Source organism: Octadecabacter arcticus 238 (genome assembly GCF_000155735.2).
Lineage (GTDB): Bacteria > Pseudomonadota > Alphaproteobacteria > Rhodobacterales > Rhodobacteraceae > Octadecabacter > Octadecabacter arcticus.
On sequence record NC_020908.1, the window covers coordinates 4,312,378 to 4,336,064 of the forward strand.

The following is a 23,687-nucleotide window of genomic DNA, read 5'->3' on the forward strand; positions in this document are numbered from 1 at the left end:
TTATTAGTGCCGAAAATGGCGCATACCGGTAAAAACCATTGCGAGGCCAGCATCATCTGCCGCCGCAATCACTTCCTCATCTCTCATAGAACCGCCCGGCTGGATCACGCAAGACGCGCCCGCCGCGGCAGCCTCAAGCAAGCCATCAGCAAACGGAAAGAAGGCGTCAGATGCCACTGCGGACCCTTTGGTCAACGGTTCAGAAAGCCCCAACGCTTCGGCCATGCGTTCAGCCTTCTTGGCTGCAATCAATGCGCTGTCGATCCGGCTCATCTGGCCAGCGCCAACACCCACCGTCGCGCCGTCTTTGACATAAACGATCGCGTTGGATTTGACGTGTTTTGCGACTTTCCACGCAAACAACAGATCCACCATTTGCGCATCGGTTGGTTTGACTTTGGTTACGACCCTCAGGTCAGACGACGCGACGCGCCCGTTGTCCTTGTCCTGCATAAGATAGCCACCCGACACCTGACGGATCGTCTGTGCCACGGCCATTGGATCGGCCAAAGCACCCGTCGTCAAAAGACGCAGGTTCTTTTTGGCGGCAAAGATTTCCTTAGCCTCGTCAGTTGCAGAAGGCGCGATGACGACTTCTGTGAAGATGCCTGTGATCGCTTCGGCCGTTTCGGCGTCAAGTTCGCCGTTCAAGGCAATAATGCCACCGAACGCGCTGGTCTGGTCGCATTGAAACGCCTTTTGATACGCCTGCGCCAAGGTCGCACCAATCGCCACACCGCACGGGTTGGCGTGTTTGATAATTGCGACAGCAGGGCCATCGGCAGGCGCAAATTCACTAACCAATTCAAAAGCCGCGTCCGTGTCGTTGATGTTGTTGTAGGACAGTTCTTTGCCCTGATGCTGGGTTGCCGTTGCTACGCCGGGTCGGCTGGACCCATCCACATAGAACGTCGCTGACTGATGTGGGTTCTCGCCATAGCGCAAAGTTTGCGCCAACGTTCCCGCGACTGCCTTGCGGCGCGGTGCAGTATCGCCAATTGCCCCTGCCATCCATGTGCTGACTGCGGCATCATAAGCTGCCGTGCGCGCATAAGCTGTCTGGGCCAGTGTTTGGCGGAACGCCAGTGTCGTCGCGCCGTCATTGGCATCCAATTCAGCCAACAGCGCATCGTAGTCCAGCACATCCACAACAACATTCACAAACGCATGGTTCTTGGCCGCCGCGCGAATCATCGCAGGACCACCGATGTCGATATTCTCGATGCAGTCATCATATCCAGCACCCGCAGCGACGGTTTCTTCAAACGGATAGAGGTTCACGACCAGTAGATCGATTGCGTCGATCTTGTGTTCTTCCATCGCCGCCAAATGTGCGTCGTTGTCGCGCAACGCCAACAATCCACCGTGCACGGCCGGATGAAGTGTCTTCACGCGACCATCCATCATTTCAGGAAATCCCGTCACATCCGCCACATCCCGCACGTCGAGACCTGCGTCACGCAGCGTCTTTGCCGACCCGCCGGTGGACAACAATTCGACACCGCGCGCGGACAGTGCCCGTCCAAGGTCGATCAATCCGGTCTTGTCAGACACAGACAGCAAAGCGCGGGTAATTGGGTGAAGGTCGGTCATGTGGGGCCCCTCAGGCAAGTCAAACGTCAAACTCCGGCTGGTTCTCTTTCACATCGCGCAAGGCAGTTGGTGTGTCTTGCGCCTTGGATAAAGACCAGCGGATGCGCGTCGCATATGACATTGCGCGTCCGGATAAAACCACCTGTTGTGTTGCACGCGGGCGCAGGCGACCATTTTCGAGGTAAACCGAAGGCTCAAGGCGCATTTCGCCAGCACCATCGTGGCGAAACACCCAAATCTCACCGGACTTCTGGGTCAGGGATACGGCTGCCCCCCCCCAATCGACAATCGCGTCCACTTCTGGGTGCAAATGAAACCGCACAGACCACGGAATGCCTTGCAGCTTTTCGGTGTCGAGCGCTTTGTCAAAAATTGGCTCGTCGAAAGACTCAAGGATTGTCAGCAAGTCTTCACCTGCCAGCGCCCGGCCATCCTTGCTTAGATCAAGTGTGCGGACATGGGTCAGCCCGTGCGACCTGCGGTAGCCATCATGGGCCATTTCAAGACGGTTGCCGTCCCCCAACGCGGTGAATTCGGATTGCACCTCAATTGGCCCGTCACAGAGCAGTTCCGCACCGTCTTTACGCACCGCAATGTGGGCTGATGATACGCCATCGATGCACAGCGTCGAATGGCTCGGCGTGGCGCGTCCGGCACGGCGCCATTCGGGGCCAAAACTGCTGCCCGACCCACAATTCACAATCAAAGGACGACGGCCAGACGTCAGTTCCATCGCGAGAGTTGATGCATGTGCCTCGGCGGCTGCGACACCTATGGGCGGCGCTGCTGTGTCGGCAATCAAACTCGTGCGACCCGCCGCAAGTCTGCCGTAACCCATGTGCAAACCCTGATCGGGCTGTTCCATCGTGCCGACAGCTGCCAACGCCTGATCAAGCCAGCCATCAAGCCCGCGACCACCGCCATGAAACCTTGCCAGCCCACCATCAGAGTGACGCATCGCCCGCAATGCAGGTGCCATTCGGGCCATCGCCGACAGCATCGTTTCAGGGACTTCCCGTCCCGAACCGCTAAGCGCAGTTTCAACCCACGTGAGCAGTGTCAGGATTTCCAGCAGTTCTTCTGGGTTGCGCGACGCAATACCGCCGTCCGGCCCAATCTGAATTTTGCAATCGCGGGCCAGAACCGCAATCGCGGGATCAACGCGGTCTTCCATGCCTTGCAGCGAAAGCCCCGCGTAAATCATTCCCGCCAATGCCTCGAATCGGGGCAGGCCAGCGCGCGCCACGTGCCAGCGACGTGATAGAAAAATTGCTTGCTGGGCAGCGGATTTAAAATAGGCCTGTGACGCGTCCTTGTCGGCCCCACGCAACAAGAAGAACCCATGCGCGATCCAGCGGATCAATCGCCGTCCGGTTATGTCCGGCGTCCATCCCGCCCCGCGACCGTGGGCATAACGCGCAATCCAGTCGCTCACCCACTTTTGGGCGGAAACCCGCGCTTTTGTGTCACCGACTGCCGCCAGATCATCAAGCCAAGCAAACCCGTGTACAGAATTGGTCGATGTCGTCACCCGTTCCGCTGCATCCCAAAGGTTTACGCCAGGGGCTTCGATCAGATGGCCAGAGAACAAGAAATTTCCAGCAAGTAGCTGCCTGCCACGTGCGTAATGACCGATCATTCTAGGTTCAGGATTGGATTGAAACCCCGTCGCAGGGCGCGTCCGCGCCGCCCGCCGCGCATGCAGCCGGTTCATCAGACGTTCGCGTCTTGAATAGGTATCGGATGTGTCCACTGCGTCGCCTCGTCTGTCGCCCCTGCTATTCAGCATCATTGCGTTAACGACTTATACCTTCATTTTTCGCGCGGGGTCACGTTTTAAGTCAAGCGGGCTTTCGCAATTGCGCAATATAAAACCCGTCCATGCCACCTTTATCCGCCCAGTAGTCAGGACGCAGGCGCAGGCCTCCGTCCTCAGTGCGCCAATCGGGGTCGATACCCGCGCGATCAATCGCTGATGCGTCGACCGTCAAACCGGCGTGACGTGCCAACGCCTCTTCGACTTGAACTTCACCCTCGTCGGGTAACAGTGAACAGGTGCAGAAGACCAACCGCCCACCGGGTTTCAGAAGGCTCAGCGCGTGGTCGATCATGCGCTCTTGCTGGTGGATCAGGATCCCAAATTCGGACCCGTCTTTGGCATAAGGCAAATCGGGGTGGCGGCGGATTGTGCCTGTGGCAGAACACGGTGCATCCAGCAAAACCGCGTCAAAACCGCCATCGGTAAATGCGAATGCGTCTGCGGTGATCGTCGTCGCACTCAGCCCTGTGCGTTTCAAATTCTCGCCGACGCGGATCATACGCCCTTCGGACGAATCCACTGCTGTTACATCCGCGCCAGATGCGGCGAGCTGCATCGTTTTGCCACCGGGCGCCGCACACAGGTCAAGTATCTTTTCACCACTTTGAGGCGCCAGAATTTGCACAGGAATCGCAGCCGCTGCGTCTTGCACCCACCAATCGCCTGTTTCAAACCCTGGCAAGGTGGACACCTGCCCCGCATCGCGCAGACGAATGGTTCCCGTCGGCAATATTTCGCCCTTCAGCGTCTCGTTTGCAGCGTTCGGATCGCCCTTGGCAGTAATGTCCAGCGGCGCACCAGCAAACTGTGCCACTTCAATCGCGGCCACGACGTCTGGCCCGTAGGCGTCTTTCAGCGGGCTGCGCAACCAACCGGGCAACCGCGGCGTGACCAATTGCGCCCATCCTTCGGGACCTTCGGCGGCGACTTTGCGCAGCACTGCGTTCACAAGACCCTTCATGGATGACGTGCGTTGACTGCGGGCCACCATTTCAACGCCAGCGTTCACCACACCGTGCGCCGCTTCGCCGCCTGCCAGTTCAACCGTGCAAAGCCGCAAAACATTTCGCACCGACAATGGCGGGGTCTTGGCCAAAAACCGCGCCAACATGCGATCTGCACGCGCCAGTCCACGCAAGGTCTCAGTCGTGAGGCGCTGGGCGCGGGCACGGTCTTCGGGCGAAAGATGCTGCAATGCGCCTTCCCCGATGAGTTCCGGCAGCAATTTACCTTCGCCTGTAACCTGATCCAGCATGTACAATGCGGCCCTGCGTGGCCCTAAGCCTTGTTGCTGCGACATTTCTTACCCCTTGGCTATTGGTGTTAGCGGCGTATATCACACATACAACCACCGCAAGGAGCCGACATGACCCAAGCACACAAAGACATCAGCGATGCCGCCAAACGCGCCCTTGCCGAGGCGAGCGATCGTCGCGAAAAGGCAAAAGCGATGGAACTGCCCGAAGAACTAGGTGGCCGCGACGGACCTGAACCCGTTCGTTTCGGCGATTGGGAAAGAAAAGGCATCGCCGTAGATTTCTAGCAGCGTGGCGCGTTAGCGAATGCGCAGCACCGCGTCGTTGCCTGCACCTTGATCGGTCGTAAACCGGATACGATTGCCACTCACTTCAACCAGTTGGCAATTGTAATCAATTTCCGTACCCGACCAATCCATGTCGCGACAGAAATACCCGTCTTCCCAGACCCATAATCCTGTGATGCCCCAACCTGCAGCACGACCAACGATGGTGCCGTCCGCACGCACATTCAGCGTCAGCGCGTAAAGTGCAATTCTGAGGTCTCTGCCATCAACAGTATTCACAAACATGGCGCGATCACTGATGCGCTCGAACGCTTGGGCGCTAAATGGCAGGGTCGCACATAGGGCAATGGACAAAGCAAAAGTGCGAAACATAGCAAGTCTCCGTAACTGTATTTCTTACAGTTATGTTTGAACCCTTAAATTAGTTCACTCATCGTTGAGGCCCAGCACATCGAGCATGCTGTAAGATCCTGGTTTTTGGGTCTGTCCCCAAAGCGCGGCCTTCAGCGCACCACGGGCAAAAATTGCGCGATCCGTCGCAATATGCGTCAGCTTAATCCGCTCTCCCGCTGCCGCAAACAAAACGTCATGTTCACCCACGATATCACCACCGCGGATCGCAGAAAAACCGATATCGCCACGCACACGCGCACCTGTGACGCCGTCACGCCCAGAATCAGTGACATCTTTCAGCGCCACCCCACGCCCCTGTGCAGCCGCTTCACCCAGCATCAACGCGGTCCCAGACGGCGCGTCGATCTTGTGGTGATGATGTGCCTCGATGATCTCAATATCGAAATCTTCGTCTAGGGCCGCAGCGACCTTTTTGGTCAACTGCACCAATAGATTCACACCGAGCGACATATTCCCCGCACGCACAATCACCGCATGGCGCGCCGCGGCGTCCAGCTTTGCAATATCACCGTCCGTCAAACCCGTCGTGCCAATCACATGCACAGCGCGGGCTTGCGCAGCCAGTTCGGCAAAGCCAATCGTCGCGTCTGGCGCCGTGAAATCAATAACCGCTTGCGCCTTGGCAAATGTCGTGACGGCGTCATCACTAACAGTCACGCCTATTTCTGCACCACCCATGGCAATACCAACGTCCTGACCGACCCAATCATGACCCGTTCGTTCCAACACACCGACCAGCGCACAGGCATCGGATGCCTGCACCGCATTGATCAACATCTGCCCCATTCGGCCAGACCCACCTGTCACCACGATTCCCGGCAAATCCGTCATGTTGGTATCCTTTTGTATTTTGACCGTCACATCCGCGTGGACCTGCTTGGCAATGTCACGCATTCCCCTTACATGGACGTCATGGCAAAGAACAGATTTCAAGGCAAGGACGGCCCAACAACGCGACAATTGCGCGTGGGCGAATTGATCCGCCGGACAATGTCCGAATTATTGCAGCGCGGAGAGGTCCATGACCCCGACTTGCAACGCATGTCCATCACCGTTGGCGAAGTGCGCATGACACCCGACCTGAGCATCGCGACCTGCTTTGTGCTGCCACTCGGCGGCAAAGACGCAGATGTGGCGATTGCGGCCTTAGCGCGCAACAAAGGCGAACTCAGGCATCTTATATCGCGCGGCATGAAATTGAAGGTCACACCGGACCTGCGGTTTCGCATTGACGATATGTATGACCGCATGGATGCGACCCGCGTGATGTTCGCTGAAGACCGCGTCGCCAAAGATGTGGCCGCTGAGCCCGAGAGCCCCGACTCCGAAGGCACCGACTGATGCGCTGGCTGGTGGGTCTTTTCCTGCTGGCGTCTCCTGCTGCAGCAGTAACCTGTCAGAATATAGAATATTTAGGTACGTCCTACACGACCTGTGAAGTGCGAGCGGGCGAAGACCTGCAGTTATTCTTGCGCGATGATGATGGCGACATATTGGGCAGGTTTTCAACTATTGAAAATGACACGGGCCGCACGCTTGCGTTCGCGATGAATGCCGGCATGTACCATGAAGACCGTGATCCAGTCGGGCACTACATCGAAGACGGCGTGCAAGAATCCCGCGTTATATCGTCAGATGGGCCGGGAAATTTCGGGCTACTGCCAAACGGCATATTTTGCATCGCAGATACCTTGCAGGTGTTTGAGACCTTCGACTACTTGGACCGCCAACCTGACTGCACCTACGCTGTTCAATCTGGTCCCATGCTTGTGATTGACGGCGCGCTGCATCCGCGTTTCCTCGCGGATGGCACCTCCAAATTCATTCGCAACGGCGTTGGCACGTCCAGCGACGGCACCCGCGCGGTATTTGCGATCTCAAATGACGCAGTGAACTTTCACGATTTCGGCGCGCTGTTTCGTGACCACCTTGCTCTGCCCAACGCGCTGTATTTTGATGGTAAGGTAAGCAGGTTATACGCTCCCGCCCTTAACCGCTCGGATTTTGGCTGGCAACTCGGCCCGATTGTTGGCGTGCTCAACTGACCTGCGCTTGACGCGACACGTCCAGCAGACTACCCCGCCAGCCTGATTAAACACCGGAGATTTCATGGCACGCAAACGCAAAGGACGCGACCTACACGGGTGGCTTGTCGTGGACAAACCGGCGGGGATCACGTCGACATCTGTTGTCAACAAAGTTAAATGGGCATTGGATGCGAAAAAGGCTGGCCATGCGGGCACCTTGGACCCTGATGCGACAGGCGTTTTGGCAGTGGCCTTAGGCGAAGCGACAAAAACTGTTCCCTACATCACCGACGCGCTCAAGGCTTATACCTTCACCGTGCGTCTTGGTCAAAAAACCAACACCGATGATGCCGAGGGCGAGGTGACTGCCGAAAGCGACAAGCGTCCAACAGACGACGAAATCAAAGCCCAGCTCGCCCAGTTTGTCGGCGATATCATGCAGACACCGCCTCTCTTTTCTGCAGTCAAAATCGATGGTGAACGGGCGTACAAACGCGCCCGAGATGGTGAAGAATTCGAAATTGCAGCGCGCCCACTTTGGGTCGAGGAACTGTTGCTGACAGATCGCCCTGATGCAGATCACGTCAAACTTGAAATGACCTGTGGCAAAGGCGGTTACGTGCGCGCCATTGCCCGTGATCTGGGCGATGCCTTGGGCTGCTTTGGTCACGTGCGCGAACTGCGCCGCGTCTGGTCCGGCCCGTTTGATGCCAAAGACGGCGTCACGTTGGACCAGTTGGATACGCACGCAAAGACTGACGCTCTTGACCATCTGATCCTGCCGCTCGAGGCAGGCCTCATCGACCTGCCGCGCGTGCATTGCCCTGAATCGAGTGTCGCCAAACTGCGCAACGGGAATCCCGCTCTCGTCATGGGCGATGTCGAATACGGCGAAGAATGTTGGGCCGACCACGCGGGCCAAGCCATTGCCGTCGGCACGTTCAAATCAGGCGAGCTTCATCCTACGCGCGTATTCGTGCGGACCTAATCGCTTCATCATGGCCTGAAATGGCCAACAAAGGAGCGCTCAACGGTGCTGATCAATCAGGATCGGGTTGCCGTCGGGGTCGATCACGACGAACGATCCAATCCCTGTATCTTCACCGGCTTCTTGTGACACCTCATGCCCTGCGGCCTTCACTTTCACCTTGATATCGCGGACATCTTCAAACGGATTCACCTCTTGTGCGGACTGGTCCCAACCAGGATTGAACGTCAACATATTACGCTCAAACATGCCTTGAAACAGGCCGACCAAAGTGTCGCCATTCTTCATGATTGCGTAATTGTGCTCATCAGCTCCGCCGAACCTCGTGAACCCAAGATCGCCGTAAAACGCAACCGATTTCGCAAGGTCTTTGACCGTCAAACTGATGGAAAATGCGCCCAGTTTCATGCGATATCCTTTCTTTTGATGGCCAACTCTAGCACATTTCGCGCGGCGAGGTCATAAGCCAGACATGATCACCCGAACCCATACCAAGGGCGATGCGCCCTCCACGGCCGTTTATTCGGATTGCGAACGCTACCGCTATTCCCTGACGCGGGTGTGGGACGCGACAGGCAGTTTGGTTCAGTTTGTCATGCTCAACCCATCGACAGCCACCGAAATCCAGAATGATCCAACTGTGGAACGCTGCGAACGACGTGCGCGCACATTGGGGCACGGCGGCTTTCGCGTGACCAACATTTTTGCGTGGCGCGACACCGATCCGCGAAAGATGCGTGCGGCCAAACACCCGATCGGCGACGAAAACGACAGCGCGATTTGTGCTGGTGCTGCTTGGGCCGACGTCACGATTTGCGGCTGGGGGACCCATGGTGAACATCGCGATCGTGGCGCAGATGTCGAACGCCTTTTGCGTGCCAGTGGTGCAAGCCTTCTGCATCTTGGCCTGACCAAAGCAGGCCATCCCAAACATCCCCTTTATATCGCTTACACCCAACAACCAGAACTTTGGTTACCCCCACATGATCCCACTCAGGATGTCGTTCGTTAACCATTCAAGCACTATTTTGGGGCGTTTTGGGCGTTATCGCGTATAGTCGCGAAACGAAATGGTGTGCGGCTCACGGGCGAATCTTCGGCGCTCGCTGCTTGTTTATGATCAAAGGTGACACGTTATGCTTGCCATTATTGGGATTCTAGGCCTCGCCGTCGCAGGAACCGCATTCGTCGGGTTCCCGACTTTATCAGGTGGCTCTGACACCGATCCGTCAGGCGCCTCGGACGATGCAACGCCGCAATCAAATGACACTAAAACAACTGACGTTGGCAGCCTTCTCGACATTGACGAGGATGCTGAGCGCGGCCCGATTGATGATCTGGCTACCACCGACCTAACAGACAACACGACCGATAATGACGCCTTCGCCGACCTTTCTCGCGCAGAACCAAATGACCTCTATAACGAATTCTTCGGGAGTGACGGCGACGACATCGCGGATGGTCAATCTGGCCATGACTACCTCGACGGTCGCGGCGGCGATGATACCCTACGGGGTGGCGACGGTGATGACCATGTTCACGGCGGTGCTGGCGACGACACTGTGTCTGGCGAAGATGGGGACGATCTCGTGTACGTTTACATTGGCGACGACAACATGTCTGGTGGAACCGGCGATGATAAACTTCATGCGGGCGATGGCGACGATGTCATCAAGGGCGGATCTAGCAACGATGAGCTTCTGGGCGGGCACGGCGATGACACCCTGATCGGTGGCGCCGGGACCGACAATATGCAAGGCAGCGAAGGCAATGATGTGCTTGACGGAGTGACCGGCGAAGACATCGCCGAAAAGGACTATCTAAATGGCAGTGGCGGACAAGACACGCTCATCGGGAACGATGGGGACGTCGTGTCAGGGGGCGCAGACGCTGACAAGTTCGAAATCACTGGCGGAACCGTTTCCATCATGGATTACGCCGACGACGACCTGTTGGTTCTAAACTACGAAGGCAACGTGCCCGAACTGACAACTCAATCAACGGCTTATGGCACCATTTTGCTTGCTAATGGCGCACCTGTTGCATCCCTGTATGGTGTGACGGCCTTTGACGTTGGTACGGTCCAATTGGTCCAAACATAATCCAACGTTCCAGACAGTTCCGATCAACTCTTTTTCTTTGCGTTTGGGGGGGAATCTTCCTATACGCGCCCATCCGGCCTGTTCATCAGGCTGGTTCACCCTCCATGGGCCCTGCTGGACGACATCCCGGCTTGTGCCATCCACCCTTTTAATAAGGAGACCCCGATGTCGATTACTGTAGAAGACAAAACACGACTGATGAAGGAATTCGCAACCAAAGAAGGCGACACTGGTTCGCCCGAAGTTCAGGTTGCTGTCCTTACATCGCGCATCATGACACTGACTGAGCACTTTAAGATCCACAAGAAGGACAACCACGGTCGCCGTGGCCTTCTGAAAATGGTCGCTCTGCGTCGCAAATTGCTGGATTACACAAAAGGCAAAGATGAGGCCCGTTACCAGGACCTCATCAAGCGTTTGGGCATCCGCCGCTAAACCTTTGCACGACCTGCCGATGTCTCCGCTCAGGACTCGCTTTCAAGCGTATTCGGTTCTGACCTGTCTCATCGGCATTGCGATCTTGCTGTTCTTTGTCCTCCGGTTCGCCGGAGGACAATTGATGTACACCCTCGACGATCCCTACATTCACCTGTCGCTCGCCGAAAACCTGCTGCGCGGACATTACGGTGTGAATTTGGACGAAGTCGCGTCCCCCTCATCCTCTATTCTCTACCCATTCCTTTTGGCCTGCGCGCTTGGCGCGACTTGGCTGATATCTGGTTTCTTTTGGGAGGCCTTGTGAAAATCGACTTCGGATCGCGTATCGATTTTAGGCTATGTCGCGGTCCTTACACTGCTCCTCGCGATTAACGGGTTCGCATTGGCGTTCACGGGTATGGAACACACCTCCACGTTTTCGCCAGTCTTGCAATCATCCTTGGCCTGTCGAGTCTGTCGCGCAACCACCCGCCAAGGTTACTGTTTTTCGTCGCTATCGTCGCAGCTCCATTATTGCGATTCGAAGGCTTTGCGGGTGCGGCCCTTATCGCGGTGGCAATTCGGGGCCACTGGACCCGCGCAATCATCACCGGCGCGGTCATTCTGACACTTGTCAGCGGCCACGCAGCGCTCATGGCGTCGCTCGGCCTGCCTCTCGTTCCCAGTTCCGTTATGGTAAAATCACCAACCACGGCCGCTGCAGTTTCTTCGCAGTACGGTGTGATCTTTGGCGAATTGCTTACCTCGCTTCAGGCCAGTCTTGCCGATCGCCAAGGCCGCATCCTTGCCATCGCCATTGTCGCCCTCATCGGCGGTGCAATCTTCGCACGCGACCGCACACAGGCGCGCACCGTCGCGTGCGTCGTGGCGACAGCCAGCAGTGCCCATTTGCTGCTGGGCCGCTGGGATTGATTTTCGCGCTATGAAATTTACATCACGGCCACCGCATTTGCCGGTCTTTTGATTGTATGGGCACCCGTCATCGGAACGCCGTCACGCCGCATCACAACGCCCGGTCTGCTGATCTTCGTGTTGCCGTTCGTCGGCTATACCTATTTGCTCGATACGCTGGTCACACCACGCGCCGTGCGCGCAATCTTTATGAACAACAATATCAAATGCACCGCTTCGCGGTCCAGTGTTTCCCAGAACCGGTTGCCATCATTGACCTTGGGTGGGTGACCTACCGCAATGATGAATATGTGCTCGATCTGTGGGGGCTTGGCTCTGAAATCGCACGCCAGTTGTTCAACGCCGAAGGCCGCACGCCGAGGCCTATACGCCGCATGACAACAGACGCTGGCGTGACCTATGCCATGCTATACGAAGAGGTGTTCGACGACGGACTGCCCCCAGAATGGCGCCTCATCGCCCAGCTCAGCACGTCCCAAGTCACTGCGTCTTTCGGCACTGTCGAATTTTTTCTGATCGACTCTGACAAAGAAGACCTGATGCGCAGCACCCTACAGGCCTTCGCACCCACCTTGCCCGACGCAAGCACGATTGCCGTGTTCGACTGCCCAGCGCAGTAGCGCCACGTTCCTATTTCAAGAGGTTTCGGTTTGCGCGCCAGCGGTGTAACCCCCTCGATATGGATATTTTTCTGATCACCGCGCCTGGCCTTGAAGGTCTTCTTGCCGACGAAGCCCGTGAGCGTGGCTTCTCTGTAATCGAAACCATTCCCGGTGGCGTGACTGTCACAGGTGATTGGCCAGACGTCTGGCGTGCAAACCTGACGTTGCGCGGTGCAACACGTGTGCTGGCCCGCATTGGCGAGTTTCGCGCGATGCACCTCGCGCAGCTCGACAAACGGTCAAAGAAATTTCCTTGGGGCGACGTGATCCCACAAGGCGCGACCGTCAAGGTCGAGGCGACCTGTCGCAAATCTAAAATCTATCACGCAGGGGCCGCGCAACAGCGGGTTGAAGACGCGCTGAAACATCACGGCGCGACCATTTCCAAGACTGCGGAATTCAGCGTGCGCGTGCGGATCGAAGACGACCTTGTGACATTCTCCCTCGATACTTCAGGTGAGTCTTTGCACAAGCGAGGCCACAAAGAGGCTGTGAACAAGGCGCCGATGCGCGAAACATTGGCGTCGTTGTTCCTGCGCGGCTGCGGTTATGATGGCAATGAACCGGTCTATGACCCGATGTGCGGATCGGGAACGTTCCCGATTGAAGCCGCGGAAATTGCAAGGGCGATGGATGCGGGGCGGAGTCGCAGGTTCGCGTTTCAAGACCTCGCCAGCTATGACGCCACTGCCTTTGATGCACTGCGCAGCCCTCCGCAAGAAACCGTGCATCGCTTTTACGGGACCGACCGCGACGCAGGTGCCATACGGATGTGCCAAGCCAATGCGGACCGCGCAGGCGTGACCGAACAGACCGATTTCCAGATGAAACCGATCAGCGACATCACCCCGCCGTGCACGAACAAAGGCTTGATCATCGCCAACCCGCCCTATGGCGGGCGCATCGGCAACAAAAAGCCACTTTACGGGCTGTACGCGTCACTTGGCGAACGTCTAAAAAAGGAATTTAAGGGCTGGCGTGTGGGAATTATCACATCCGAACAGAGCCTTGCAAAGGCTACTGGCCTGCCGTTCAAACCCGTTGGCCCTGTGGTCAACCACGGCGGTATTAAGATCAGGCTTTGGCAAACGGACACGTTGCACTGACGTTCACAACGACGACAATGATACAAGTCTTCCCAAACGTACAAAACCTGTGTAAACGCGCGCTATCTGAGACGTGACGCTTATGATCCCGGCGTTCGCATATGGATAATGGGGTCGGTGGCAATGGGGCCACCAATGCAACGGGGACTTGGGATATGCCCAAGGTTGCTCCGACACAGGAAACATAGATGTTTAAAGAAGTTAAAAAATCCATCCAGTGGGGCGAAGAGACGCTGACACTGGAAACAGGTAAGGTCGCTCGTCAGGCAGACGGCACCGTCATCGCCACTTACGGCGAGACAACTGTAATGGCCAACGTGACGTTCGCCAAAAAGCAAAAGCCGGGGCAGGATTTCTTCCCGTTGACCGTGCACTACAACGAAAAATATTACGCCGCCGGTAAAGTCCCAGGTGGCTTCTTCAAACGCGAAGCGCGCCCGACCGAGAAAGAGACGCTCACAAGCCGTCTTATCGACCGTCCAATCCGCCCGCTGTTCGTTGATGGCTTCAAGAACGAGGTCCTCGTGATCTGTACCGTTCTGTCCCACGATCTGGTCAACGATCCCGACATGGTCGCGATGATTGCTGCTTCCGCTGCGCTGACGATTTCCGGCGCGCCGTTCATGGGCCCAATCGCTGCGTGCCGCGTTGGTTTTGAAGATGGCGATTACATCCTGAATCCTGAAATGGACGACATGCACAAGCTGCGTGAAAACCCTGATCAGCGTTTGGACCTTGTTGTTGCAGGCACCAAAGACGCCGTAATGATGGTTGAATCCGAAGCCTATGAGCTGTCCGAGGAAGAAATGCTTGGCGCGGTTGAATTCGCCCACGCACAGATTCAGCCGGTCATCGACATGATCGTCGATCTGGCAGAAGACGCTGCAAAAGAGCCGTTCAACTTCTCAGCACCTGATTACTCTGACTTGTCCAAGGCGGTTGCCGCGGCTGGTGAAAAGCAGATGCGCGCAGCCTTCGCAATTTCTGACAAGCAAGAACGCACAACGGCCGTTTCCGACGCCCGCACCGCGATCAAAGCCGCATTGAGCGAAGAGCAGCTTGGCGATGAGAACCTCGGTTCCGCGCTCAAGAAACTCGAAGCCTCCATCCTGCGCGGCGATGTTGTTAAGACAGGCAAGCGGATCGACGGTCGCAAGACTGACGAAATCCGTGAGATCGTATCGGAAACCGGCATTCTGCCACGGACCCACGGTTCTGCTTTGTTCACACGCGGCGAAACCCAAGGTTTGGTTGTGACCACTCTGGGCACCGGCGACGACGAGCAGATGATCGACAGCCTGCAGGGCATGTATAAGTCGAACTTCCTGCTGCACTATAACTTCCCCCCATACTCGGTTGGTGAGGTTGGTCGTTTCGGCCCTCCAGGCCGTCGTGAAATCGGCCACGGTAAACTTGCATGGCGCGCGCTTCAGGCAGTTCTGCCAGCGGCGACGGATTTCCCTTACACAATCCGCGTTGTATCAGAGATCACTGAATCCAACGGCTCATCTTCGATGGCATCCGTTTGTGGTGGTTCCTTGTCGATGATGGACGCTGGTGTGCCTTTGAAAGCACCAGTTGCTGGTGTTGCTATGGGTCTGATCATGGAAGACAGCGGCGAATATGCCATCCTGTCCGACATCTTGGGTGACGAAGACCACCTCGGCGACATGGACTTCAAGGTTGCGGGTACCGAAAACGGCATCACGTCCTTGCAGATGGATATCAAGATTGCAGGCATCACGCCCGCCATCATGAAAGAAGCTTTGGCGCAGGCCAAAGTGGGGCGTATCCATATTCTTGGTGAGATGAACAAAGCCATGTCCTCGACTGGTGAATTCTCCGAACATGCACCGAAGATCGAAACGATGCAGGTGCCAGTGGATAAAATCCGCGAAGTCATCGGTTCTGGCGGTAAAGTTATCCGCGAGATCGTCGAAGTGTCCGGCGCAAAGGTCGACATCAACGACGAAGGCATCATCAAGATCGCATCATCAAATGCAGAAGCGATCAAAAAAGCCTATGACATGATCTGGTCCATCGTGGCCGAGCCTGAAGAAGGCATGGTTTACACCGGTACGGTCGTCAAAATCGTCGACTTCGGTGCATTCGTGAACTTCTTCGGTAAGAAAGACGGCCTCGTGCATGTCTCTCAGATCGAGAACCGTCGCTTAAACCACCCGTCAGACGTTCTAAAAGAAGGCCAAGAAGTGAAAGTCAAACTTCTGGGCTTCGACGATCGCGGCAAGGTTCGCCTGTCGATGAAAGTTGTCGATCAGGTCACTGGTGAAGAAGTTAAAGAAGAAGCCAAAGAAGACTAAGGTCTGATTGCCTTACCTATTCTTTAGTATTGGGCCCCGATGGAAACATCGGGGCCCTTTTGCATTTGCGGGATCGATGTCACAGGTATGGGAACCCTGACCTCATCGTGATGCGCGAAACCTTGCCCAGAGGGCACATTACAGGGCATACACACAACCAACAGACGCAGACTGGGGATTCCAATGATTACGCGCCGCCATTTTTTGAACACCGCCGCCGCAGCCACAGCTGGCGTTGCAGCAACTTCTGCAAATGCCCAAGGGTTTCTTATTCCCGAACAGCAATTGCCCCGCATCGTGCGCATTGACCGCGACTACGCGACCGGCGAAATCCACGTCGAACCTAACAATTTCAAGCTTTACTGGGTGCTCGGCCCAGGCCTTGCGATGGAATATTCCGTCGGGATTGGCCGCGCTGGTCTGTATGAAAGCGGCGATTTCATGATCCAAGTGAAGAAAGAATGGCCCAGCTGGACCCCGACACCAGCCATGATTGAACGCAGCCCCCAGTCTTACGCCCAATTCGCGGATGGCATGGAAGGCGGTATCAATAACCCGCTGGGCGCACGCGCGCTGTATCTCTTTAGTGGCGACCGCGACACGTACCTTCGGATCCACGGCACCAACGCGCCAAATACCATCGGCAGTGCGGTTTCCAATGGCTGCGTGCGACTAGTCAACAGCCACATCTCCGATCTTTACAACCGCGTACCTCTGAACACGCGCGCAGTTCTGCACTAATTTACTGGCAACACCAAACAACAAAGGCCCCGCCAATTGGCAGGGCTTTTATAGATTTTGATCGCTTATCTATTTTGGCAATTTTGCCATACGCAGGTACGGCAGCTTGGTGTCGATTGATCCGTACTTCGCAATCGCATCCTCGTCAGACACGGCGACAGGCACCACAACATCGCCACCCGGAACCCAGTTGGCTGGAGTCGCAACATTTTCACGCGCCGCCGTTTGCAATCCGTCCAACGCGCGCAGCACTTCGGCGAAGTTACGGCCAACGTTCATCGGGTAGGTCATCGACAATTTCAGCTTCTTGTCTGGCCCGATGATTAACACAGCCCGCACCGTAGCACTGTCCGCCGGTGTGCGTCCGTCGGGCATGTAGGCCTCGGCTGGGAGCATGTCGAACGCCTTGGCCATCGTGAGGTCGGAGTCAGCAACAATCGGGAAACCCGCCTTCGCCCCAGCAAAACCTTCAATGTCAGCCTTCCATTTCTTGTGTTCTTCAACACCATCGATGGAAATCCCTAATACCTTGGTACCGCGCGCGTCCCATTCGTCGGCTAGCTGTGCCACGGCCCCGAATTCCGTCGTGCAAACGGGCGTAAAATCTTTTGGATGGCTGAACAAAATCGCCCAGCTTTCGCCAATCCAGTCATGCAAAGCGAACGTGCCTTGGTCAGTTTCAACAGTCAAATTCGGGATCGTGTCGTTGATGCGTAGGCCCATGTTGGCTCTCCTTTTGTATTACGTTCATAAGCTTATATAGGCATTCATCCGGCCCAATTCTACTTATACTCCTGCGCCTGAATTGACCTGACGATTTTGGGCCTGCGATTCACTTCGTCGCATGGCCAAAGGCGGTTCAGTCTGTATTTTGAGTTTATGAGCAAGCAATACAAAACAGTCTCCTTATCCGACGAGCAGCGCATAGCACTTGAAGCGCTTTGCCGCCGCCGCAAAGTTGACGCCCTTGTTTGGAAACGGGCGCGCGCGTTTCTTCTTTTGGACGCAGGAGAAGACGCCGGAACGGTTTGCCGGATTTTGGATATTGGCCCGACAGTTTTGACGGAGTGGCGATTTGCCTTTGCCGGTGCGGGACTATCGTTTTTCGGTCTGAAGGACTACAGCCAGCGTCAGGGTCATTTGTCCGTCGTGCAAGAGCAGGTGGTGAGAGCCCATTTCACCGCGCAGCCTGCCCGCAATGCCGATGAGGTCTGTGCCTATGTTCTAGCCGAGTGCGACCAAAACTACAGCACGTCGGGAGCCGCCAAGCTGATGCGCCGCCTGGGGTTCGCGTATAAGAAACCACAATTGCTGCCTGCACAGGCCGATGAAGCCAAGCAGGCTGCGTTTATTGCCAAATATGAGGCCCTGATGAACGGGTTGGCCGCAGATGAGATGGTTGTCTTTTCGGACGCTGTCCACCCCGAACACCAGAGCCGCCCCGCCCATGGTTGGTTCCCCAAGGGACAAAAGACGGCCCTGAAGGCGACATCAGGGCGCAAGCGGCTCAACATTCAGGGCGCGCTTGACCTTGAGACTTTCCAGTTCACCTTTGTGGAAGGCGAGAAGATCAATGCCCAGACAACCCGACAGATGCTGGAAAAGTTGGAACGCAACAACCAAACCAAGACGGCCATCCACGTCTTTGTCGACAATGCCCGCTATCATCATGCCAAGATACTACAGCCATGGCTGGACAGCCCAGAACGTCGGGTGAAGTTGCATTTCTTGCCAGCATATGCCCCGCACCTCAACCCGATCGAGCGTCTTTGGGGTGTTATGCACAAATGGGTCACCCACAATCGGCACTATGCAACGTTCAACCAATTCACAGAGGCCATTTTCGACTTCTTCCGCAAGACCCTGCCAGAAAAATGGCCAGAGTTCCGCGACACCGCCACCGACAACTTCCGCGTCATATCGCTCAAGGAATACAAAGTGATTTGAGGGGAAAACCTCAGGTCAATTCAGGCGCATGAGTATAGATCACATTTTGCCAGACACCTACGGATATCGGTAGACCGACCCGCGATTGCTGCTTGTCACCCGAAGGAGTCGAATTACGCATGGGAGGCGTTTAAAACGGTGCCTTTGCGCGAAACTTCACGCCTTCGCCACCGTCAGGATGGCGCAAACGCAACTCCTCAGAATGCAGCATTAACCGCTCATACTCCCGTGCCTCACCCTGTGCATAAAACGGATCGCCAAGGATCGGATGTCCAAGGCTGAGCATATGCACCCGTAGCTGGTGACTGCGTCCAGTTTTGGGCATCAACCGCACCCGCGATTCGCGCGCGTCATTGCGCAAAACCCGCCAGTCCGTCTGCGCCGACTTGCCAGTCTCATGGCACACCTTTTGCAGCGGCCGGTTCTCCCAATCGACGATTAACGGCAGGTCCACCGTTCCCTTTTTCGGGTCTAACATGCCCCAAACACGGGCCACATAAGTCTTTTTCGTCATGCGCTTTTCAAACTGTAACCCGATGTGGCGCTGCGCATGTCGCGTCAGCGCAAACACCATCACACCAGACGTGTCGCGATCCAAACGGTGGATCAACAATGCTTGCGGAAACGCCACCTGCACACGCGCGATCAGGCAATCTGCCAGATGCGGTCCCTTACCCGGGACTGATAATAACCCGCTTGGTTTGTTAACAATCAGAATTTCATGATCGGCATGGATCACGTCGAGCGGGTCATCGGGCGGTGCGTAATCACTGCTCATGCCTTACGGCCCCTAAACATCGCAAACGTATACAGGCCCAGCGCTGCCCAGATCATTGGAAACGCAATCGCGCGGGCACTGCCAAACGGTTCTTCAAACACGAACACTGCAATCAACATAATCATCGTTGGGGCGATATATTGCATGATCCCGATGGTTGCCAAGCGCAGACCCTTTGCGCCGTTCGCATACAGCATCAACGGCACCGCCGTGACGATCCCGCAGCCCATCAACAACCACATATCTATCGTTAGCGGCACGAAATGGCCGCCACCCTGACCGCCCAGCCAGATCAGATAGCCAAGCGCGACGGGGGACAGGATCAACACCTCAAGTAGGAAACCCTGATTGGGTCCAATCGGCAGCGAACGTTTGAAGTACGCGTAAAAACCCCACGAAAATGTCAACGCCAGCGCGGGCCACGGCAGCGACCCGTTGGCATAGGTCAAAACGCCCACGGCGGCTGCGGCCAATCCAACCGCCGCCCATTGCAGTTTGTTGAGCTTTTCGCCCAGCAACATCGCCCCAAGAAACACGCTGAAGATCGGGTTTATGTAGTAGCCCAGCGCGCCGTCCAAAGTGCGCTCCGCCGCAATCGCCCAGACATAAACGCCCCAGTTGATCGACACCAATGTCGCGGTAATGCATCCCATGGCCAGTGCCTTGGGGTCGCGTAAAATACGGCCCAAATCACTTGTGCGACCCAAAACAATCAGTATCAGACCCGCAACAGGCACCGACCACAGCACACGGTGCGCCACGACTTCGATAGCCGGAATATGGCTTACCGCCTTCAGGTAAAGTGGCAAAAAACCCCACAATACATAGGCGCTCAACGCAAAGCCAAAGCCGCGCAAGGTGTCTTGATTTTTTGGGTTTTCCATGCCCCCCTCATGACCGCTCCGAAGACCGCTCGCAAGGGTAGGGATGAAGGCAGTTTAGATTTTCACGCGTTCGGACTTGGGATCATACATTGACCGCAATGACGCCTCGGCACGGACATTGGTGCCCATCACATCAATCGCGTAAGACGACGCCAAAACGTCCGCAGCTGTCTCGCCTTTGCACGGCACATAGCCAAGGCCCATGGCCCCACCCAATGTGTGTCCGTAGGCGCCTGACGACAGATAGCCGACCAATTCCCCGTCCCGTAGGATCGGCTCATTGTGATACAAAAGCGGCTCAGGGTCCGTAAGCTTGAACTGCACCATGCGCTTGTTCAGACCCGTTTCCTGCTTTTCCAACACCGCTTCACGGCCAATGAAGTCCGGCTTGTCCTTCTTGACGGCAAAGCCGAGCCCCGCCTCCAACACATGGTCTTCGCAGGTGATGTCATGCCCGAAATGGCGAAAACCTTTTTCGATGCGGCAGGTGTCCATCATGTGCATCCCACACAGCGTCAGCCCAAAATCTTTCCCCGCGTCATGCAGTGTTTCAAACACATGGCCAGCTTGATCAGCACTGACATACACTTCCCAGCCAAGCTCCCCCACATAGGTCACACGGTGAACGCGGGCCATGCCCATCCCGATCTCGATGTCCTGCGCTGTGCCAAACGGATTTACGTCATTAGTGAAATCGGCTGGTGATACGGCCTGCAGCAGCTTGCGCGCATTTGGCCCCATCAGCGCCAGCACGCCTTCACCTGCGGTCACGTCGGTAATGACCACGTTGAAATCGCCACGATTACGTTCCATCCAAACTTGATCAGCCAGTCGCGTCGCCGCAGGGGTGACGACCAGATACGCCGTTTCAGACAGGCGCGTTACAGTCACATCCGCTTCGATTCCGCCACGATTGTTCAGGAACTGCGTGTAGACAATCTTGCCAATAGGCACGGAATAATCGCCGCCCCCGACGTAATTCAAAAACGCTTCAGCATCGCGCCCCTCGACCCTGATCTTACCGAAGGACGACATATCATACATGCCGACATTCTCGCGCACGGCCTTATGTTCAGCCGCCACGTTGTCAAAGAAATTCTGTCGCTGCCAGCTGTATTCATACTCTGGCGTCTGGCCATCCTTAGCGAACCAGTTGGCGCGCTCCCACCCTGACAATTCCCCCATTACTGCACCATGTTGCTGCAAATGGTGATGAAACGGGGTGCGCCTGATCCCGCGTGCCGTGTCCTTTTGTCGAAACGGGAAATGGTCTGCATACAACAGGCCCAGTGTTTCCTTTGAACGTTCCATTAGGAACGTTTTGTTGCCCATAAATGGCTGCATCCGGCTAATATCCACATCGCCCAGATCAAACGGTTTCGCACCTGCATCCATCCATTGCGCCAACGCCATGCCAGCCCCACCAGCAGACTGAATACCGATGGAATTGAACCCTGCCGCAACCCAGACATTGTCCATCTCCGGCGCAAGGCCAAGGTGGTAGGCATCATCGGGCGTAAAGCTTTCTGGCCCGTTAAAGAACGTATGAATCCCTGCCTCTGCCAGCATCGGCATACGCGCAACCGCGTTCTCCAGGATTGGCTCAAAATGGTCAAAGTCTTCGGGCAGTTGGTCAAACTCAAACCCTTCGGGGATCGGACCCCACGGCTTTGAAACAGGCTCAAACGCACCCAAAAGCATCTTTCCTGCGTCTTCTTTGTAATACGCACATTCATCAGGAACCCGAAGCACGGGCATCTGCGTCAAACCAGCAATCGCCTCGGTGACAATATAAAAATGTTCGCAGGCTTGTAGCGGGACGTTGGTGCCCAGCATCTGGCCAACCTCACGGCCCCACATGCCCGCACAATTCACGACGTGATCACACTCAATCGTGCCTTGCCCAGTCGCATCTTCCCAGTTCACACCAGTGATCCGCCGCCCGGCGCGGACAACACCCGTGGCCTTTACCCGCTCTTTTATGACGGCCCCACGTTGCCGCGCACCTTTGGCCAGCGCCAGTGCGATATTGGAAGGGTCGCCCTGCCCGTCCAGCGGCAGATAGACCCCGCCGACAACGCCATCAATATTAAGATGCTCATATTTCGCTTTCACCTCGCTGGGTGAAATCTCCTCGACCTCGACCCCGAAAGCGCGCGCCATGGCGGCCTGTCGGTAAATCTCTTCTTTGCGGCTTTCAGTCAATGCAACGGTGATCGACCCACACCACTTGAACCCCGTGGCCACGCCGGTTTCTTCCTCAAGCGTGCCATAAAGTTCTTGGCTATATTTCGCCAATTTTGTCATATTTTGCGTCGCGCGTAGCTGAGCAATGAGGCCCGCCGCATGCCACGTTGTGCCCGACGTCAGCTGTTTGCGTTCTAGCAAAACAATATCCGTCCAGCCCAACTTGCTGAGGTGATACGCCACCGAACACCCGATGACGCCACCGCCAATAATAACCACACGTGCCTTGCTTGGAAGATCCGCCATCTGCCCGTTCCTTAAATGATGTCGCACCAAAGGTGCGCTATATGATCGTGTGCCCAGCAGCGGTCAGGCGGCTGGCAATTTCTGCAATATGTGCGGGGCTGACTTCGCAACAGCCGCCAATAATCGTCGCTCCGTGATCGACCCAACGCATCGCATGATCAGCGTAAAGGTCAGGCGTAAAATCACGTCGCATCGCCAAGGCATCAACGGTTGATTTGTCCTTGAGGAAACCCTCAGTGATTGTCTCAAAACCATTGGCATATGCCCCGTAAGGCTTGCCGCACGTCGCCAATATATCCAACGCCGCCGGAATTGCTTCGGGTGCCGAACAATTCACCAATACCGCCTCAGCGATCCCGACAACCGACAAAGCATCCGTCAAAGGTTCACCAGATCGCAACAAAGTCCCATCGCGATCACTGACTGAAAACGCGATCCAGATCGGTTTTTCTGCCGCCTTGGCGCCCGCCAGAATAGACCGCGCATGATCTATCGAAACAACCGTTTCGCACAGGATCAGATCAACGTCCGCGCCAATCAACCGCGCGACTTCTTCGAACTTCGGCACAGCAAAATCATATGGTGGCATGACATCCGCACGATAGGACGCGACCAACGGCCCGATGGACCCTGCAATGCGCATGGCCCCCGATTCCTTTGCCTCAGCCAGCGCCATGCGATGCAAGGCTTCGAATTGCTCCTCAAGCCCCGTACCGGTCAGCCGGTCGTGGTGAATGGCATACGTGTTGGTCGTGGCAATCGTCGCACCGGCGGCGGCAAAATCACGGTGCACCCCAGCGACCATGCCGGGGTGATCCAGCATCACCCGCGTTGACCAAAGCGGCGTTGGCCGATCACCAGCACGGTGCACCAGTTCCTGCCCCATGCCACCGTCCAAAAGTGTAATCTGCGTCATCGT

At 56.1% G+C, this 23,687-nt stretch carries 25 protein-coding genes; 14 read left to right on the forward strand and 11 right to left on the reverse strand.

From position 1 onward, the window contains the following. Positions 1 to 3: 3 nt before the first annotated feature. From purH to OA238_RS22385, 3 genes are read right to left on the reverse strand one after another with little or no spacing between them, the layout of a single operon-like run. Positions 4 to 1,593, reverse strand: coding sequence for a bifunctional phosphoribosylaminoimidazolecarboxamide formyltransferase/IMP cyclohydrolase (gene purH / locus OA238_RS22375; RefSeq protein WP_015496964.1), 1,590 nt, complete (start codon positions 1,591 to 1,593; stop codon positions 4 to 6). Positions 1,594 to 1,612: 19 nt separating this feature from the next. Then, complete coding sequence (locus tag OA238_RS22380; RefSeq protein ID WP_187293207.1) at positions 1,613 to 3,382, reverse strand: heparinase II/III family protein; 1,770 nt, start codon at positions 3,380 to 3,382, stop codon at positions 1,613 to 1,615. A 52-nt stretch (positions 3,383 to 3,434) separates the two neighbouring features. Continuing rightward, positions 3,435 to 4,712 carry an RsmB/NOP family class I SAM-dependent RNA methyltransferase gene (locus OA238_RS22385; RefSeq protein ID WP_015496966.1) on the reverse strand — a complete coding sequence of 426 codons (1,278 nt, stop codon included), beginning with the start codon at positions 4,710 to 4,712 and terminating at the stop codon, positions 3,435 to 3,437. A 66-nt stretch (positions 4,713 to 4,778) separates the two neighbouring features. Between OA238_RS22385 and OA238_RS22390 the strand changes: the two genes are divergently transcribed. Then, on the forward strand, positions 4,779 to 4,955 hold the full coding sequence (locus tag OA238_RS22390; RefSeq protein ID WP_015496967.1) for a DUF1674 domain-containing protein: 177 nt from the start codon (positions 4,779 to 4,781) through the stop codon (positions 4,953 to 4,955). A gap of 12 nt (positions 4,956 to 4,967) precedes the next feature. Here the strand turns inward: OA238_RS22390 and OA238_RS22395 are convergent, their stop codons facing one another. Then, positions 4,968 to 5,327, reverse strand: coding sequence for a hypothetical protein (locus OA238_RS22395; protein ID WP_015496968.1), 360 nt, complete (start codon positions 5,325 to 5,327; stop codon positions 4,968 to 4,970). Between the two features lie 54 nt (positions 5,328 to 5,381). Then, entirely contained in the window at positions 5,382 to 6,200 is an 819-nt protein-coding gene (gene dapB / locus OA238_RS22400) for a 4-hydroxy-tetrahydrodipicolinate reductase (RefSeq protein WP_044038661.1), read from the reverse strand. Between the two features lie 81 nt (positions 6,201 to 6,281). Here dapB and rbfA point away from each other — a divergent pair, with 81 nt between their 5' ends. From rbfA to truB, 3 genes are all read left to right on the forward strand, one after another. After that, positions 6,282 to 6,710: a 30S ribosome-binding factor RbfA gene (gene rbfA, locus OA238_RS22405; RefSeq protein WP_044037406.1), complete on the forward strand. Its 429-nt coding sequence runs from the start codon at positions 6,282 to 6,284 to the stop codon at positions 6,708 to 6,710. Beyond that, positions 6,710 to 7,414: a phosphodiester glycosidase family protein gene (locus tag OA238_RS22410; protein WP_015496970.1), complete on the forward strand. Its 705-nt coding sequence runs from the start codon at positions 6,710 to 6,712 to the stop codon at positions 7,412 to 7,414. Before rbfA ends, OA238_RS22410 begins: the two co-directional genes overlap by 1 nt. A gap of 64 nt (positions 7,415 to 7,478) precedes the next feature. Continuing rightward, a complete protein-coding gene (gene truB / locus OA238_RS22415) occupies positions 7,479 to 8,384 on the forward strand; it encodes a tRNA pseudouridine(55) synthase TruB (protein WP_015496971.1) in 906 nt (301 codons plus the stop codon). Between the two features lie 39 nt (positions 8,385 to 8,423). On the opposite strand, the gene OA238_RS22420 is transcribed toward truB, so the two are convergent. Then, positions 8,424 to 8,792: a VOC family protein gene (locus tag OA238_RS22420; protein WP_015496972.1), complete on the reverse strand. Its 369-nt coding sequence runs from the start codon at positions 8,790 to 8,792 to the stop codon at positions 8,424 to 8,426. A 64-nt stretch (positions 8,793 to 8,856) separates the two neighbouring features. On the opposite strand from OA238_RS22420, the gene OA238_RS22425 reads away from it, so the two are divergent. The 9 genes from OA238_RS22425 to OA238_RS22470 all read left to right on the forward strand — a co-directional run bounded on the left by OA238_RS22425 (position 8,857) and on the right by OA238_RS22470 (position 16,666). Then, a complete protein-coding gene (locus OA238_RS22425; RefSeq protein WP_015496973.1) occupies positions 8,857 to 9,396 on the forward strand; it encodes a DUF1643 domain-containing protein in 540 nt (179 codons plus the stop codon). 124 nt (positions 9,397 to 9,520) lie between these two features. Next, positions 9,521 to 10,486 carry a calcium-binding protein gene (locus OA238_RS22430; RefSeq protein ID WP_015496974.1) on the forward strand — a complete coding sequence of 322 codons (966 nt, stop codon included), beginning with the start codon at positions 9,521 to 9,523 and terminating at the stop codon, positions 10,484 to 10,486. 165 nt (positions 10,487 to 10,651) lie between these two features. Then, the gene (rpsO, locus tag OA238_RS22435; protein WP_015496975.1) at positions 10,652 to 10,921 is read left to right on the forward strand and encodes a 30S ribosomal protein S15; all 270 of its coding nucleotides are present in this window, start codon (positions 10,652 to 10,654) and stop codon (positions 10,919 to 10,921) included. Positions 10,922 to 10,940: 19 nt separating this feature from the next. After that, the gene (locus OA238_RS22440; RefSeq protein WP_144055962.1) at positions 10,941 to 11,228 is read left to right on the forward strand and encodes a hypothetical protein; all 288 of its coding nucleotides are present in this window, start codon (positions 10,941 to 10,943) and stop codon (positions 11,226 to 11,228) included. Between the two features lie 209 nt (positions 11,229 to 11,437). Then, positions 11,438 to 11,836: a hypothetical protein gene (locus tag OA238_RS22445; RefSeq protein ID WP_015496976.1), complete on the forward strand. Its 399-nt coding sequence runs from the start codon at positions 11,438 to 11,440 to the stop codon at positions 11,834 to 11,836. Between the two features lie 206 nt (positions 11,837 to 12,042). Further along, positions 12,043 to 12,456, forward strand: a complete 414-nt coding sequence (locus OA238_RS22455; protein WP_144055963.1) for a hypothetical protein — start codon at positions 12,043 to 12,045, stop codon at positions 12,454 to 12,456. Positions 12,457 to 12,515: 59 nt separating this feature from the next. Beyond that, positions 12,516 to 13,604, forward strand: coding sequence for a THUMP domain-containing class I SAM-dependent RNA methyltransferase (locus tag OA238_RS22460; protein WP_015496978.1), 1,089 nt, complete (start codon positions 12,516 to 12,518; stop codon positions 13,602 to 13,604). 188 nt (positions 13,605 to 13,792) lie between these two features. Next, the gene (pnp, locus tag OA238_RS22465) at positions 13,793 to 15,925 is read left to right on the forward strand and encodes a polyribonucleotide nucleotidyltransferase (RefSeq protein ID WP_015496979.1); all 2,133 of its coding nucleotides are present in this window, start codon (positions 13,793 to 13,795) and stop codon (positions 15,923 to 15,925) included. Positions 15,926 to 16,108: 183 nt separating this feature from the next. Next, the gene (locus OA238_RS22470) at positions 16,109 to 16,666 is read left to right on the forward strand and encodes a L,D-transpeptidase (RefSeq protein WP_015496980.1); all 558 of its coding nucleotides are present in this window, start codon (positions 16,109 to 16,111) and stop codon (positions 16,664 to 16,666) included. 69 nt (positions 16,667 to 16,735) lie between these two features. Here the strand turns inward: OA238_RS22470 and OA238_RS22475 are convergent, their stop codons facing one another. After that, a complete protein-coding gene (locus OA238_RS22475; RefSeq protein ID WP_015496981.1) occupies positions 16,736 to 17,389 on the reverse strand; it encodes a redoxin domain-containing protein in 654 nt (217 codons plus the stop codon). A 156-nt stretch (positions 17,390 to 17,545) separates the two neighbouring features. Between OA238_RS22475 and OA238_RS22480 the strand changes: the two genes are divergently transcribed. Beyond that, positions 17,546 to 18,613, forward strand: coding sequence for an IS630 family transposase (locus OA238_RS22480; protein WP_015496982.1), 1,068 nt, complete (start codon positions 17,546 to 17,548; stop codon positions 18,611 to 18,613). A gap of 130 nt (positions 18,614 to 18,743) precedes the next feature. Here OA238_RS22480 and OA238_RS22485 read toward each other — a convergent pair whose 3' ends face one another. From OA238_RS22485 to OA238_RS22500, 4 genes are read right to left on the reverse strand one after another with little or no spacing between them, the layout of a single operon-like run. After that, positions 18,744 to 19,391, reverse strand: a complete 648-nt coding sequence (locus OA238_RS22485) for an RluA family pseudouridine synthase (RefSeq protein ID WP_015496983.1) — start codon at positions 19,389 to 19,391, stop codon at positions 18,744 to 18,746. Beyond that, the gene (gene rarD, locus OA238_RS22490) at positions 19,388 to 20,275 is read right to left on the reverse strand and encodes an EamA family transporter RarD (protein ID WP_015496984.1); all 888 of its coding nucleotides are present in this window, start codon (positions 20,273 to 20,275) and stop codon (positions 19,388 to 19,390) included. The genes OA238_RS22485 and rarD overlap by 4 nt, the downstream gene beginning before the upstream one ends. 54 nt (positions 20,276 to 20,329) lie before the next feature. Continuing rightward, positions 20,330 to 22,768, reverse strand: coding sequence for a GcvT family protein (locus OA238_RS22495; protein WP_015496985.1), 2,439 nt, complete (start codon positions 22,766 to 22,768; stop codon positions 20,330 to 20,332). Between the two features lie 37 nt (positions 22,769 to 22,805). Beyond that, on the reverse strand, positions 22,806 to 23,684 hold the full coding sequence (locus OA238_RS22500; RefSeq protein WP_015496986.1) for a homocysteine S-methyltransferase family protein: 879 nt from the start codon (positions 23,682 to 23,684) through the stop codon (positions 22,806 to 22,808). Positions 23,685 to 23,687: the final 3 nt, after the last annotated feature.

Coding starts and splice junctions, on each gene's coding strand:
- OA238_RS22430 (WP_015496974.1), top strand. CDS start 9,521: ATGCTTGCCATTATTGGGATTCTAGGCCTCGCCGTCGCAGGAACCGCA.
- rarD (WP_015496984.1), bottom strand. CDS start 20,275: ATGGAAAACCCAAAAAATCAAGACACCTTGCGCGGCTTTGGCTTTGCG.
- OA238_RS22480 (WP_015496982.1), top strand. CDS start 17,546: ATGAGCAAGCAATACAAAACAGTCTCCTTATCCGACGAGCAGCGCATA.
- OA238_RS22485 (WP_015496983.1), bottom strand. CDS start 19,391: ATGAGCAGTGATTACGCACCGCCCGATGACCCGCTCGACGTGATCCAT.
- OA238_RS22420 (WP_015496972.1), bottom strand. CDS start 8,792: ATGAAACTGGGCGCATTTTCCATCAGTTTGACGGTCAAAGACCTTGCG.
- OA238_RS22425 (WP_015496973.1), top strand. CDS start 8,857: ATGATCACCCGAACCCATACCAAGGGCGATGCGCCCTCCACGGCCGTT.
- dapB (WP_044038661.1), bottom strand. CDS start 6,200: ATGACGGATTTGCCGGGAATCGTGGTGACAGGTGGGTCTGGCCGAATG.
- OA238_RS22470 (WP_015496980.1), top strand. CDS start 16,109: ATGATTACGCGCCGCCATTTTTTGAACACCGCCGCCGCAGCCACAGCT.
- truB (WP_015496971.1), top strand. CDS start 7,479: ATGGCACGCAAACGCAAAGGACGCGACCTACACGGGTGGCTTGTCGTG.
- OA238_RS22395 (WP_015496968.1), bottom strand. CDS start 5,327: ATGTTTCGCACTTTTGCTTTGTCCATTGCCCTATGTGCGACCCTGCCA.
- OA238_RS22460 (WP_015496978.1), top strand. CDS start 12,516: ATGGATATTTTTCTGATCACCGCGCCTGGCCTTGAAGGTCTTCTTGCC.
- pnp (WP_015496979.1), top strand. CDS start 13,793: ATGTTTAAAGAAGTTAAAAAATCCATCCAGTGGGGCGAAGAGACGCTG.
- rpsO (WP_015496975.1), top strand. CDS start 10,652: ATGTCGATTACTGTAGAAGACAAAACACGACTGATGAAGGAATTCGCA.
- OA238_RS22495 (WP_015496985.1), bottom strand. CDS start 22,768: ATGGCGGATCTTCCAAGCAAGGCACGTGTGGTTATTATTGGCGGTGGC.
- OA238_RS22455 (WP_144055963.1), top strand. CDS start 12,043: ATGCACCGCTTCGCGGTCCAGTGTTTCCCAGAACCGGTTGCCATCATT.
- OA238_RS22390 (WP_015496967.1), top strand. CDS start 4,779: ATGACCCAAGCACACAAAGACATCAGCGATGCCGCCAAACGCGCCCTT.
- purH (WP_015496964.1), bottom strand. CDS start 1,593: ATGACCGACCTTCACCCAATTACCCGCGCTTTGCTGTCTGTGTCTGAC.
- OA238_RS22475 (WP_015496981.1), bottom strand. CDS start 17,389: ATGGGCCTACGCATCAACGACACGATCCCGAATTTGACTGTTGAAACT.
- OA238_RS22440 (WP_144055962.1), top strand. CDS start 10,941: ATGTCTCCGCTCAGGACTCGCTTTCAAGCGTATTCGGTTCTGACCTGT.
- OA238_RS22380 (WP_187293207.1), bottom strand. CDS start 3,382: ATGCTGAATAGCAGGGGCGACAGACGAGGCGACGCAGTGGACACATCC.
- rbfA (WP_044037406.1), top strand. CDS start 6,282: ATGGCAAAGAACAGATTTCAAGGCAAGGACGGCCCAACAACGCGACAA.
- OA238_RS22500 (WP_015496986.1), bottom strand. CDS start 23,684: ATGACGCAGATTACACTTTTGGACGGTGGCATGGGGCAGGAACTGGTG.
- OA238_RS22385 (WP_015496966.1), bottom strand. CDS start 4,712: ATGTCGCAGCAACAAGGCTTAGGGCCACGCAGGGCCGCATTGTACATG.
- OA238_RS22410 (WP_015496970.1), top strand. CDS start 6,710: ATGCGCTGGCTGGTGGGTCTTTTCCTGCTGGCGTCTCCTGCTGCAGCA.